Below are 14,348 nucleotides of genomic sequence, written 5' to 3'. Positions count from 1 at the left end.
GTAGGCGGTGGTAATTTACACCAACATAATACGCTCGTAACATTCAGGCAAACGTTAAGCCTTCTATTTGTGGGATCAATTAATCTCATAAATAAGAAACATGAAGAAAATTACAATGTTTGCCAGCGTATTGGCATTAAGTTTAACTGCGGTACATGCGCAAGATGAACTTCAACACCTCTCAAGCTATCAGACGAACGTAGAAAATTCTGCAGAAACTGTAGCGTATGATGCGACTAACAGTCATGCGTTTTTTACCAATTCTGATAGTAATTCATTTACTATGGTAGATATTACCAATCCAGATTTGCCAACCCTTATTCAAAACGTAGATCTTTCTCCTTATGGTGCAGGTCCAAACTCCATAGCTATTAAGGGAGACATTGTAGCAATTGCTGTAGAAGCAGATCCTAAACAAGATCCAGGTAAAGTTGTATTTTTTGATCTAGATGGTACTTACGTGGGTGAAGTTACTGTAGGCGCGCTTCCAGATATGATTACTTTTACTCCAGATGGGTTGTCATTATTAGTTGCTAATGAAGGAGAGCCTTCGTCGGACTATACTGTGGATCCAGAAGGAACAGTCTCTATTATCGATTTAAGTACGGGAGTAGCTTCTGCTTCAGTGACCTCTATAGACTTTAATGATTATGACACAAAAAAAGTAGCATTACAAAATAAAGGCATTCGTATTTTTGGAAATGACGGAGCGGCTTCAGTGTCTCAAGATTTAGAGCCAGAGTACATTGCAGTTTCAGAAGATGGATCAAAAGCCTACGTGAGCTGCCAAGAGAATAACGCACTTGTTGTAGTTGACTTGACAAACAATACCATTTTAGATATTTTGCCACTTGGTTATAAAAACCACATGTTGGGAACGCCAACCGTAACGAGCTATATTTTAAATGAACTAGATCCTAATTGGCCAGCTTTGGGAACGCCTGTTTATGATAATGGTCAGCCAACAGTAGATTTGGGAGGATTCTCGGGTTTGTTTTACGATGCCGTAAATTCTACGGAAACTTCATACGTGTTTTATGCTGTGCCAGATAGAGGGCCTAATGACGGCCCTGTAGCTAAAGCTAGCGTCACTCCTGCAACCAATCAAAATTTAAGACCATTTAAATTACCAGATTATCAAGGGAGAATAGCAAAATTCACCTTGAACAAAGCAACAGGAAATGTAGAATTGAATGAAGAAATTCTTTTAACACGACAAGATGGGGTAACGCCAATAACTGGTAAGGGAAATATCCCTGGCTTTGATGAGGTTCCTGTAACTTATACAGATGCTGATACAGATTATGCAAATGCTGATTTTTTAAATGATGCTTCGGAAACGTATCATGCGTTGCCTTATGATGAATTTGGAGGTGACTTTGAAGGTATTCTTAAAGATTCTGAAGGAAATTTTTGGATGTGCGACGAGTACAGACCAGCATTATATAAATTTGATAGTGATGGTGTGCTTATCGATCGTTTTGTGCCAAATGGGACGTCTTTGTTAGGAACAACGCCACAGCCTGTTGGAACATATGGAGCAGAGACTTTACCAGAAGTGTATTCAAAAAGGCGTGCCAATAGAGGTTTTGAAGGTATTGCTTATGACGAAGTAAACAATATTATTTACGGTTTTATTCAATCACCTCTTTACAACCCGTCAAATAGTACTCAAAACAATTCTGATGTGATTAGAATTTTGGGAATAGATGCTCAAACAGGAAATCCTGTAAGTGAGTATGTCTATCTTCTTGAAAGAAATAAAGATGCTGGTTTCTCTTCATCAAGAGTTGATAAAATTGGAGATGCTGTATATGTTGGTAACGGTAAATTTTTGGTAATTGAAAGAGATTCTGAAGGGCCAGAAGTTGCTTATGGAAAAAAATATGTGTTTGAAATAGACATTAATTTCGCAACAAATATTCTAGATGTTGAAATTTCTGGAGATAGTGAATTGGAAGAATTAACTGCAGATGAGATTGTGGCCCAAAACATTCGTCCTGTACACAAGCTAAAAGTGATTAATTTGCCTAGTATTGGTTACCAAGGTTCTGATAAAGCGGAGGGTATTGCCTTGTTGCCAAACAATGAAATCGCTATAATTAATGATAACGATTTTGGTCTTGCAGGTGCGGGAATTACAGATAATAGTGTACTTGGGATTATTTCTTTTGCAAATGATTATGGCTTTGATGCTTCAAATACCGATGGGGTGGTGAACATCACACAACATCCAACCTTGGGAATGTTTATGCCAGATGGTATAACATCTTACACTGTTGATGGAATAGATTACATTGTTACAGCCAACGAAGGTGATTCCCGAGATTACGATGGCTATTCCGAAGAAGTGCGTGTAGATGATTTAACCTTAAACGCAGAGTATTATCCAGAGGCCGCAACGCTTCAGTTAAACGATGATCTTGGAAGGTTAAAAACCACAACTGTAGATGGTGATTACAATGGAGATGGTGAATTTGAGCAAATTTACTCTTATGGAGCGCGATCCTTTTCTATTTTTGATCAATACGGAAACCTGGTATTTGATAGTGCAAACCAATTTGGATTAACGGTTGCTGCTGAAGAAGCCGCTCTTTTTAATGAAGACGAGGGTGAGTTTGATGGAAGATCTGATGATAAAGGCGCAGAACCAGAGGCTGTGACAATTGGGACTATAGGTAATAAAACGTATGCGTTTATCGGATTAGAGAGACAGAGTTCTATATTAATGTATGATATTACAGATCCTAAAGACGTAGAATTCATTACCTATTACAAAGGCAATAGAGATTTGGGAGACACTGCTCCAGAAATCATAAAATTTGTTTCAGCTGCAGAAAGTCCTAATTCCCAAAATTTACTTCTAGTAGGATATGAGGTTAGTGGGTCTTTGGGAATCATTCAAATAGATGAAGATGCTTTAAGTGTAAGTGACTTGGTTGCCGATAACGATTTTATGATATTTCCTAACCCTGTAGCGCAAGGCACTTTGAAATTCAACAAAAGACTCTCGGGAAGTGTATATAATATAAACGGTCAAGAAGTGAAGCAGTTTGATAATGAAACGACTCTAAATGTATCACATTTGAGCACTGGCGTTTACATTATAAAAACTAAAACCAATGGCGTTAAGCGTTTTCTGAAGCTGTAATTAAGAGCGTAAACAAAATTAAAATCCCAATCTGTTGATTGGGATTTTTTTATGTCTAAATCTTAAAGGTCATCACAGGTCTTCTGGAGTGGTTCACAAGATCTTCGCTTATGCTACCATTGAAAAAGTGAGCAATGCCTTGTCTGCCATGAGTGCTAATGCCTATGAGGTCAGCATTAACATCGGCAGAAAAATTAAGAATGCCTTTTTCTACACTATCATCATTATAAATACTGATGGTGTAATTTTCAAAAGGGTAGTCCTTTATAAAGTCGTGAATGCGTTCATGGGCTTTTTTTGTAGTCGAGAAAGTATTAGGAGTATTTACCATGAGTAAGTGCAATTTGGCTCCAAAGCTTGTGGCAACCTCTGTGGCCTGTCTATACGTCTCTTTGTTATCATTGTTGAAATCTGATGCAAAGACAATATCATTAACGCTAAAGTCATCGTGTTCATCTTTGATAACCAATACGGGAATGTCTGATGAGCGCACCACCTTTTCAGCGTTGGATCCCACAAACATTTCATGAAAACCACTGGCGCCGTGCGAGCCCATAACGATGAGGTCTGCGCCATGCTCTTTAGAAATATCGGCAATACCATTGAAAGCGCCGTCAGGTTTAACAATCTCATGAACTTTAATGCCAGAGAGGTAATCACTAGACATCAAATCTTCAAAACGTTGGTGAGCCATCTTCATAAAAAACATCACTTCAGGTACATCTGCAGTGGCAGTAACGGCGTCAGTTTCTGTCAAAGGAATCTCTAACAAGTGCAATAGATAGATTTCACTTTGATGCATTTTGGCAATTTTTGATGCCACTTTAAGTGCGTTTTCTGCTTCCTTGGAAAAATCGGTTGGAACAAGTATTTTTTTCATGAGGGTGATGTTTAATTAATTACACTAAATTTAATAATAAAAATCCAAACTTAAGCACTTGGGAGAATCAATAAATTTATTGTATATTTGCAGCGTTGTTTGAAGAAAAAAGAATAATGAGCGGACGGGAAGTCCGCTCTTTTTATACTAATAATGTTCAAGGAAACCGTAAAGAATTTATTAAATAACGCCTTAGATGAGCGCCCAGACCTATTCCTCATTGATTTTGAGGTACAAGGCGATAATGCAATCAAAGTAATCATAGACGGCGATAATGGCGTGCTGGTCGAAGACTGCATGTTTGTGAGCAGAGGTATTGAACATAACCTAGATAGGGAAGAAGTTGATTTTTCTTTAGAAGTGCTTTCTGCAGGTGCAACATCACCATTGACCAATAAGCGTCAATACAAAAAAAACATTGGTAGAACGTTAAACGTGCAAACAAAGGGAGATGAGGTTATTGAAGGCACGCTTTCTGAAGCTACTGATGATGCTATTCTTTTAGAATGGAAAACAAGAGAGCCTAAGCCTGTAGGTAAAGGCAAAGTCACCGTAAAAAAACAAGCTGAACTAGCGTATGACGTTATTTCAAAAGCTCAAGTTGTAATAAAATTTTAAGTCAAAGTAATTATGGAAAATATTGCGTTAATTGATTCGTTCTCAGAATTTAAAGACGATAAATTAATTGATCGTGTCACGCTAATGGCCATTTTGGAAGATGTATTAAGAAGTGCATTAAAGAAGAAGTATGGCGATGATGATAACTTTGATATCATAATCAACCCAGATAAAGGGGATTTAGAAATTTGGAGAAATAGAATTGTAGTTGCCGATGATGAGGTTGAAGAACCTAACCAAGAAATTGCATTATCAGAAGCGCAAAAAATTGAACCAGATTTTGAAGTTGGAGAAGATGTTGCAGAAGAAGTGAAATTAATAGATTTAGGGCGTCGTTCTATTTTGGCATTACGTCAAAACTTGATCGCTAAAATCCACGAGCACGATAATACCAACATATATAAGCAGTTTAAAGAACTTGAAGGAGAAATATATTCTGCGGAAGTTCACCACATACGTCACAGAGCTATTATTCTTTTAGATGATGAAGGCAATGAGATCATATTGCCAAAAGACAAGCAAATTCCTTCAGATTTTTTCAGAAAAGGAGAAAATGTTAGAGGTATTATTGAAAGCGTAGAGCTTAAAGGGAATAAGCCAGCAATTGTGATGTCAAGAACGTCTCCTGCATTTTTGGAGAAATTATTTGAACAAGAAATACCAGAAGTGTTTGACGGTTTGATTACGGTGAAACATGTGGTAAGGATTCCTGGTGAAAAGGCTAAAGTGGCGGTAGATTCTTATGATGATAGAATTGACCCTGTTGGCGCTTGTGTTGGGATGAAGGGATCAAGAATTCACGGTATTGTTCGTGAACTTGGTAATGAGAATATTGATGTTATCAATTACACTAATAATATTCAATTGTTCATCACTAGAGCGTTAAGCCCAGCAAGGGTAACCTCTATTAAATTGGATGAAGAAAATAAACGCGCTGAGGTCTTGTTGAAACCAGAAGAGGTTTCTAAAGCTATTGGTAGAGGTGGACATAACATTAGATTAGCAGGTAAATTAACAGGTTATGAAATTGACGTGTTTAGAGAAGGTGCTGAGGAAGATGTAGAATTGAAAGAATTCTCAGATGAAATTGAAAGCTGGATTATTGAAGAATTCAGTAAAGCTGGTTTAGATACAGCTAAGAGTATTTTAGAACAAGATATTGTTGACCTTGTCAAGCGTACCGATCTTGAAGAAGAAACAATATTAGAAGTGATCACAATCCTCAAAGAGGAATTTGAAGAATAATACAGGTTGACTGAAACGTTGGTTTGTATAAAAGATTTTTAAGTATATTATAGGCAATTTATGGCTCAAACTAGATTAAATAAAGTATTAAGGGAACTTAACATCTCCATTGATCGTGCAGTTGATTTCTTGGAATCAAAAGGCGTGGAGATCGAGAAGAGCCCAAATACAAAAATATCCGAAGACGTTTATGCAGTTCTTTCAGACGAATTTCAAACGGATGCCAACAAAAAGGCAGAATCCCAAGAAGTTAGTGAGGCTAAGCAGAAAGAAAAAGAAGAGTTGCGTGAACAGCGTGAGCGTGAGTTAGAAGAAAAAGCGGCGCGTGAGGCTAAACAAAACGAAGTTGTTAGGGCTAGAGCTGAATTAAGCGGACCAAAACAAGTTGGTAAAATTGATTTAGATGGTGGCAAACCAGAAGTCAAAAAGCCTGAAGTCAAAAAAGAAGAGGCTCCTGCTCCTAAAAAAGAAGAAGACGTCAAAGAAGATGTTAAGAAGGTAGAGGAAGTCAAGAAAGAGGAGAAAAAAGAGGACGTTAAGAAAGATGACGAAGCTCCTAAAACTCCTGTAGCTGAAGAAAAAGCAGAGCCTACGAAGCCTAAAGAATCAGAAGCACCTAAAGTTGAGCCTAAGAAAGAGGTTGAGCCAGTGGCTAAAACTGAAGAAAAGGCACCTAAAGAAGAGGTTAAGGAAGAAGTCAAAGAAGAGAAGAAGTTCAACGAAAACGGAGAACCAATAGAAGAGACTTTAGTTACGCAATACAAGAAACTTACAGGTCCAAAAATTGCGGGAGATAAAATTGATCTTTCCAAGTTTGCAAGGCCTAAAAAGAAAAAAGAAGAAGCAAAACCTGCTGTTGATAAACGTAAACGTCGCCGTATAAGTAAAGGGCCAGCGTCTGGAGGAGATAATCGTCCTGGTGGCAATCAAAGAGGAGGCTTTAAAGGAAGACCAGCTAACAATAAGCGAGGATCTACTGTTAAAGAAGAGCCAAGCGAAGCAGAAGTACAAAAACAAGTACGTGAAACTTTAGAGAAGTTACAAGGTAAATCTTCTAAAGGAAAAGGTGCGAAGTATCGTAGAGATAAGAGAGACTCTCACAGAGAGCAAACTGAGAAAGATCAAGCAGCAGAAGCAGCAGATAGCAAAGTATTAAAAGTTACAGAATTTGTTACGGCAAGTGAAGTCGCAACAATGATGAATGTTTCTGTAACAGAAGTGATTTCAGCATGTATGTCACTTGGTATGATGGTAACGATGAATCAGCGTTTAGATGCCGAAACCTTATCTGTTGTAGCAGATGAATTTGGTTATGAAGTTGATTTTGTAACTGCAGATATCGAAGAATCTTCAGAAGTTATTGAAGAAAACCCTGAAGATTTAAAACCTCGTGCGCCAATTGTTACGGTCATGGGTCACGTAGATCACGGTAAAACATCGCTTTTGGATTATATCCGTAAAGAAAATGTAATTGCAGGTGAGTCTGGTGGTATCACACAGCACATTGGTGCTTATGGTGTAGAATTAGATGGCGGTCAAAAAATGGCCTTCTTAGATACACCAGGTCACGAGGCCTTTACAGCCATGCGTGCCAGAGGTGCTCAAGTAACAGATTTAGCAATTATTGTTATTGCAGCAGATGATGCTATCATGCCTCAAACAAAAGAGGCAATCGCTCACGCTCAAGCAGCTGGCGTACCTATAGTTTTTGCAATCAATAAAATTGATAAGCCTGGTGCTAACCCAGAAAAAGTAAAAGAAGGATTAGCAAATATGAACCTTTTGGTAGAAGATTGGGGTGGTAAAATTCAATCTCATGATATTTCTGCTAAAAACGGAACAGGAGTTAAGGAGTTATTAGAAAAAGTTTTGCTTGAAGCTGAAATTTTAGAGCTTAAAGCTAATCCAGATAAACGTGCTAATGGTACTGTAGTTGAGGCCTTTTTAGATAAAGGACGTGGTTATGTATCCACAATTTTAGTACAAGCGGGTACGCTTAAAATTGGAGATTACGTTTTGGCAGGTAAAAACAGTGGTAAGGTAAGAGCAATGCAGGATGAACGTGGAAAAGACGTTAAAACTGCTGGGCCTTCTACGCCAGTGTCTATCTTAGGATTAGACGGCGCACCACAAGCTGGTGATAAGTTTAATGTCTATGAAGATGAACGCGAAGCAAAACAAATTGCTGCCAAACGTACACAGTTACAACGTGAGCAGTCTGTTAGAACGCAACGTCATATTACTTTAGATGAAATTGGACGTCGAATTGCACTTGGTGATTTCCAAGAATTGAACATTATCCTTAAAGGTGATGTTGATGGTTCTGTGGAAGCACTTACCGATTCTTTCCAAAAATTATCTACGGAAGAAATACAGGTGAATATTATTCATAAAGGTGTTGGTGCCATTACAGAAAGTGATGTGTTACTCGCCACGGCGTCAGATGCTATTATTATCGGTTTCAACGTGAGACCAATGGGTAATGCAAGACAGATTGCCGATCAAGAAGAAATTGATATTAGAATGTATTCTATTATCTATGATGCCATTAACGACCTTAAAGATGCAATGGAAGGCATGTTGTCTCCAGAGCTTAAAGAGGAAATTACCGGTACCGCAGAGATTAGAGAGACCTTTAAGATTTCTAAAATCGGAACCATTGCAGGTTGTATGGTAATTAGCGGTAAGATCTTTAGAAACTCAGGCATTCGTTTAATTAGAGACGGTGTCGTGATTCATACAGGAGAACTTACTTCTTTAAAACGATTTAAGGATGATGTTAGAGAAGTGGCCAAAGGATATGATTGTGGTATTCAATTGAAGAACTACAACGACATTCAAATTGATGACACCATCGAGGCTTTCAAAGAAGTAGAGGTCAAGAAAAAGTTGAAATAAGCCCATTTCAAACTTCTTTTTAAAAGTAAAAAAGCGATTTCTAGAAATAGAAATCGCTTTTTTTATGAGCGTTTTTTTAAAATATAAATAGATGCCAGATGTCTTTCGGCCTATTGAGAACATAGAAATAGACAACTCGTAAATGCTGCATTTGAGTTACGAAAACTATGGCATACAGCACTCGCCTAGTTGGGGTAGCTTATGTTTTAAAGTGGGCAAATTGCTTTTAGCTTAGAGGTAAATGCGTTTTTTTTTCAGGAGGATTCCGTTTTTAATAGGTTATTTCTCCTTTTTTGGTTCAAATACCATAGCCTTTGTAAACGACTTCTTTATTTTCATTAGAGCAATATCTGCTTCTAACCGCGTGCTAAAGTTTCCAACCCATACTTTATAGTTTGGGGTTTCATAAACCATCTCTGCTGGCCATTCGCTAAATTCATTCAAAAACTTAGATTTTAAGGCCTCTGCTTCTGATCTAGAACCAAAATCGAGCTGGATTTTATAGAGGTCAACCGTCTTTACATCTTTTTTATACTCTAATAATTTTGTGATTACAGCATCCTGATCTACTGTAACTTTACCATTTTGACCATGAGTTACTTCAGAAAAAGATAAAAAAATAAGGGTTAAAAGAGCAATTTTTAGGATATTTGCAGTCATGTTTTTTAGATTTATACAAAGAAACTATTTTTTTTTAAGCGCAAGGTTTTAGCCTTCATATATTAAACTTAAATAGTCACTTTTTTATTATTTAGAATGTTTATAAATTGATAATTAACGCTTCTCTAACATTTTCGAAATCGACTTTAAGTGTTATTTTTGCAGCAGTTTATAAAACCGTGTTTTCATTGCTATCATTGAAAAAACCGTACCAAAGATTAGAAGATAATTCAATTTAAAATATGACACAGGTAATCTACCGAAAACTAGCATCAAAAGTCCTCAACTTAGGGTTGGTTTTTTTACTTACGTTAGCTACTTCGCTTTCAGCCCAGGAGGGTGATCCAGCAAATGGAAAAAAGCTCTTCAACACCAATTGTGCATCATGCCACCAATTAGATCGTAAAATGACTGGTCCTGCATTGAGAAATGTAGAGTCACGGTTAGCAGAAGAACAAGGTCTAGATAGACAGTGGTTGTACTCTTGGATTCATAATAGTGCAGGAATGGTTAAATCTGGAGACGCTTATGCCAACCAAATTTACAATGAGTATAACGGTACGGCTATGACGGCTTTTCCTCAATTGTCTGAGCAACAAATTGATGATATTTTAGCGTATACGGCTGAAGAGAAAAAAGAGGAGCCTGCTCCTGCAGGAGGAGGAGATCAGCAAGTTGTTGTTCAAAATGATGGAGCATCAAACACCATAATTCTGGCTGCACTAGCAATTTTATTTGCATTGTTGGCTGTTGCTTTGGTGCTAGTGAGAAAAACTCTAAACCGTTTTGCTGATGATAAAGGCATGGCCGCTCCTGTGAAACAAAAGAGGACTCCAATCTGGAAAGCCTTTGCTCAAAACCAATTCTTAGTATTGGTTTCTGTGATCTTCTTATTGTTAGCAAGTGCTTACTTTGTGTATGGCTACTTAATGCAAGTAGGCGTGAATCAAGGTTACGAACCAATACAACCCATACACTATTCGCATAGAATTCATGCTGGTGAAAATGCAATTGATTGTAAGTACTGTCACTCTTCTGCAAGAGTAAGCAAGCACTCAGGTATTCCATCTTTAAATATTTGTATGAACTGTCATAAGTCTATTTATCAAGTAGCAGAGTCTGTACAACAAACAGGTCTTGATGAGTACGGTGTAGATTACAATAAAGAAATCCAAAAGCTTTACAAGGCTGTAGGGTGGAATGAAGATGAACAAAAATACACAGGTGAAACACAACCGGTAAAATGGGTTAGAATTCACAATCTACCAGATTTCGCTTACTTTAACCACTCGCAACACGTTATGGTTGGTGGTATCCAATGTCAAACCTGCCATGGTCCTGTTCAAGAAATGGAGATCATGTACCAATACTCACCATTAACAATGGGTTGGTGTATTAACTGTCACAGAGAAACAAATGTGAAGACAGAGGGTAATGCTTACTACGAGAAAATTCATGATGAATTATCTAAGAAGTATGGTGTTGATCAGTTAACGGCTGCTCAAATGGGTGGTTTAGAATGTGGTAAGTGCCACTACTAAACATACTGGGATAGCATACATTCGTTGACTCGGAAATCCTTAAAAGGGATTTAAAAAAACAAAATTAACAAGAAAGTAATTCAATTATATAATATGTCATCAAACAAGAAATACTGGAAAAGTGTTGGAGAGCTAAAAGATAGCTCTATTGTTGAGACGCTAAAGCAGAACGAATTTGTAAATGAGATTCCTACTGAAGAGTTTTTAGGTAATAAAGAATCTTTGGGATCTTCGTCTACAACGCGTCGTGACTTTCTGAAATATGTGGGCTTTAGTACTGCTGCTGCTTCTTTGGCAGCTTGTGAGGGACCTGTTGTAAAATCTATCCCTTACGTAGTTCAACCAGAAGAGATTATTCCAGGAGTTGCTAATTACTATGCAACAACCATCGCTAATGGATTTGATTTTGCGAGCGTTTTAATTAAAACTCGAGAAGGTCGACCTATTAAGATTGAAAATAATAATCTTGCTAAAACACATAATGGTGCCAATGCAAGGGTGAATGCTTCTGTTTTGGATTTGTATGACAATATGAGAGTAAAGTCTCCTATGAAAGATGGCAAAGCGATCTCTTGGGAAACGTTTGACTCAGAAACCAATACGGCATTAACCAACGCAAGAAATTCAGGGAAGCAAATTGTTTTGCTAACCCAAACATTTGCGAGCCCTTCTACTACCAAACTTATTAGTGAATTTCAATCTAAATACGGAAATGTAAACCATGTGGTTTATGATGCCGTGTCAGAATCTGCGGCTTTAGATGCTTTTGAGTCTAAGTATGGAACGAGAGCGTTACCTAGTTATGATTTCGAAAAAGCGATGACCATAGTTTCTGTGGGTGCAGACTTTTTAGGAGATTGGCAAGGTGGCGGTTTTGATGCAGGATATTCTAGAGGACGTGTTCCAAAGAATGGAAAAATGTCACGTCATATTCAGTTTGAGTCCAATATGTCTTTAACTGGAGCTAATGCAGATAAGCGTGTGCCTTTAACACCTAGTCAGCAAAAGCAAGCACTTTCAAAATTATATAGCTTAGTCACAGGAGGATCTGTTTCAACAGAATTACCTGAAAATATAGAGAAAGCAGTTCAAATGGCTGCTTCAGAATTGAAGAAGGCGGGAAGCAATGGCGTTTTGGTCACTGGCATACAAGATGTCAATGCACAAGCCGTGGCTTTAGCAATAAATGCTTCATTAGGAAGTAAGGCTTTTGATCCTTCTACTCCAATTTTAACAAGACAAGGAAGTAACCAAAAGGTAGCGCAATTAATTTCAGACATGAAAGCTGGAAAAGTTGGTGCTATTATTATGAGTGGTGTTAACCCATCTTATTCTTTGCCAAATGCTTCAGAGTTTACCGAAGCTTTGAAAAATACTGAATTATCCATCGCCTTTTCTATGAAGGCCGATGAGTCTGCTTCTGCAGCACAATATATTGCAGCAGCGCCTCATTATTTAGAGTCTTGGGGTGATGTAGAGTTGAAAAAAGGGCATTTCAGCCTTATGCAACCTACTATTCGTCCATTGTTTGACACCCGTCAATTCCAACAAGCCTTATTGTTATGGAATGGAAGTGATCAAACCTACCGCGAATACATCAAGTCAAATTGGGACGGTGGTATTTTAGGAGGAAGTTCTTTCAACACAGCACTACAAGATGGTGTTTATGTTCCAGGGATGTTGGGTAACACTCCAGGTGGATCTTCTTCAAGCAGTATTGAGACCACGTCTTCTGAATTAAAAGATAAAAAAGATCGCACTTTCGTAGGTGGCGTCATTCATGATGTTGCTGTAGGAGTTGGGGTTAAAAATGAAGATCAAGACGAATATACAACCACAACGTCATCATCAACAACTACCGTTTCTGGTGGTGTTGGAACTATTTCCGAAGGAACCGCAGCTCGCGACTTAGCGAAATCTGCTGTCTCTCAAGGTATGGAGTTGTCACTTTATACTAAGGTTGGTATGGGTGATGGTCAACAGGCTAGTAACCCATGGTTACAAGAATTTCCAGATCCAATTACCAGAACCTCATGGGATAACTACTTAACTATTTCTGCGGCAGATGCTGAGAAGATGGAGTTTATCAACCAAAATGAGGCTACGGGTGCGTTAAATGGAAGTTATGCAGATGTAACTGTTAACGGTGTCACCGTTAAAAACGTACCGGTAATCATTCAGCCAGGTCAGGCTAAAGGTTCTGTTGGTTTATCTCTAGGATACGGAAGAACTACGGGCTTAAAAGAAGAAATGAAAACGGGTGTTAACGCGTATCCTTTATATCAAGATTTTAATACCTCTCAAACTGTTACTTTGAAAAAAGTGGCAGGCATTCATGAATTTGCATGTGTTCAATTGCAAAATACGTTGATGGGTCGTGGAGATATTATCAAAGAAACAACACTCGAGATCTTTAATACCAAAGATAAAGAGCACTGGAATGCGATACCTAAAGTGTCTTTAAATCATGAAGAAACTCCGGTGACCTCTCCAGAAGTAGATCTTTGGGATGAGTTTGATCGTTCAATAGGACATCATTTCAACTTGGCGATAGATTTAAATGCTTGTACAGGTTGTGGGGCTTGCGTTATTGCTTGTCATGCAGAAAACAACGTTCCTGTTGTTGGTAAAGAAGAAATTAGACGAAGCCGTGATATGCACTGGTTGCGTATTGACCGTTATTATTCTTCGGAAGAAACTTTTGAAAGCGATGATCAGAAAAAAGATGATTTTTCTGGACTTTGGGGAGATAAAGGATCTTTAGGAGGATTTGGTGAGTTGGAGCATCCTTCAGATAATCCACAGGTGGCTTTTCAGCCAGTCATGTGTCAGCATTGTAATCACGCCCCTTGTGAAACCGTTTGCCCTGTGGCAGCATCGTCACATGGTCGTCAAGGTCAAAACCACATGATTTACAACCGTTGTGTGGGTACAAGATATTGTGCAAACAACTGTCCTTATAAGGTACGTCGTTTCAACTGGTTCTTATATAACCAAAACGATGAGTTTGATTACCATATGAATGACGATTTAGGTCGAATGGTATTAAACCCAGATGTTACTGTACGTTCTCGTGGTGTTATGGAGAAATGTTCGATGTGTATTCAAATGACACAGAAAACAATCTTAGATGCTAAGAGAGATGGACGTCAAATAAAAGACGGAGAGTTTCAAACCGCATGTTCAGCAGCATGTAGCTCTGGAGCAATAGCTTTTGGAGATATCAATGATGAAGAAAGTGTTGTTGCAGAACTTTTAGAAGATGATCGTATGTATCACTTGTTAGAACACGTGGGTACAAAACCGAATGTGCAGTACCACGTCAAAGTGAGAAACACTATAGAAGCTTAAACAT

General features: G+C 38.1%; 8 protein-coding genes. 6 read left to right on the top strand and 2 right to left on the bottom strand.

Annotated elements, in window-relative coordinates; genetic code table 11:
• Positions 1–100: 100 nt before the first annotated feature.
• Complete coding sequence (locus tag P176_RS19110; protein WP_051605423.1) at positions 101–3,151, top strand: esterase-like activity of phytase family protein; 3,051 nt, start codon at positions 101–103, stop codon at positions 3,149–3,151.
• A gap of 55 nt (positions 3,152–3,206) precedes the next feature.
• Here P176_RS19110 and P176_RS0107065 read toward each other — a convergent pair whose 3' ends face one another.
• Positions 3,207–4,031 (bottom strand): universal stress protein, encoded by an 825-nt coding sequence (locus P176_RS0107065; RefSeq protein WP_026754047.1) that lies wholly within the window; start codon positions 4,029–4,031, stop codon positions 3,207–3,209.
• Between the two features lie 153 nt (positions 4,032–4,184).
• Here P176_RS0107065 and rimP point away from each other — a divergent pair, with 153 nt between their 5' ends.
• Genes rimP through infB form a run of 3 tightly spaced genes read left to right on the top strand, consistent with a single transcriptional unit; the run spans position 4,185 to position 8,792 of the window.
• Positions 4,185–4,649, top strand: coding sequence for a ribosome assembly cofactor RimP (gene rimP / locus P176_RS0107060; protein ID WP_026754046.1), 465 nt, complete (start codon positions 4,185–4,187; stop codon positions 4,647–4,649).
• A gap of 12 nt (positions 4,650–4,661) precedes the next feature.
• The gene (nusA, locus tag P176_RS0107055) at positions 4,662–5,894 is read left to right on the top strand and encodes a transcription termination factor NusA (RefSeq protein ID WP_026754045.1); all 1,233 of its coding nucleotides are present in this window, start codon (positions 4,662–4,664) and stop codon (positions 5,892–5,894) included.
• A 60-nt stretch (positions 5,895–5,954) separates the two neighbouring features.
• Positions 5,955–8,792 carry a translation initiation factor IF-2 gene (gene infB / locus P176_RS0107050; protein ID WP_026754044.1) on the top strand — a complete coding sequence of 946 codons (2,838 nt, stop codon included), beginning with the start codon at positions 5,955–5,957 and terminating at the stop codon, positions 8,790–8,792.
• Between the two features lie 279 nt (positions 8,793–9,071).
• Here the strand turns inward: infB and P176_RS0107045 are convergent, their stop codons facing one another.
• Entirely contained in the window at positions 9,072–9,452 is a 381-nt protein-coding gene (locus P176_RS0107045) for an SPOR domain-containing protein (RefSeq protein ID WP_026754043.1), read from the bottom strand.
• 242 nt (positions 9,453–9,694) lie between these two features.
• On the opposite strand from P176_RS0107045, the gene P176_RS0107040 reads away from it, so the two are divergent.
• Positions 9,695–10,993, top strand: a complete 1,299-nt coding sequence (locus P176_RS0107040) for a c-type cytochrome (protein WP_026754042.1) — start codon at positions 9,695–9,697, stop codon at positions 10,991–10,993.
• Between the two features lie 93 nt (positions 10,994–11,086).
• On the top strand, positions 11,087–14,344 hold the full coding sequence (locus tag P176_RS0107035; protein WP_026754041.1) for a TAT-variant-translocated molybdopterin oxidoreductase: 3,258 nt from the start codon (positions 11,087–11,089) through the stop codon (positions 14,342–14,344).
• The last annotated feature ends 4 nt before the right edge of the window (positions 14,345–14,348 follow it).

Origin of the sequence: Sediminibacter sp. Hel_I_10, assembly GCF_000688335.1 — a bacterium.
Classification (GTDB): Bacteria; Bacteroidota; Bacteroidia; order Flavobacteriales; family Flavobacteriaceae; genus Psychroserpens.
This window is presented reverse-complemented; position numbering and strand designations above follow the sequence as displayed.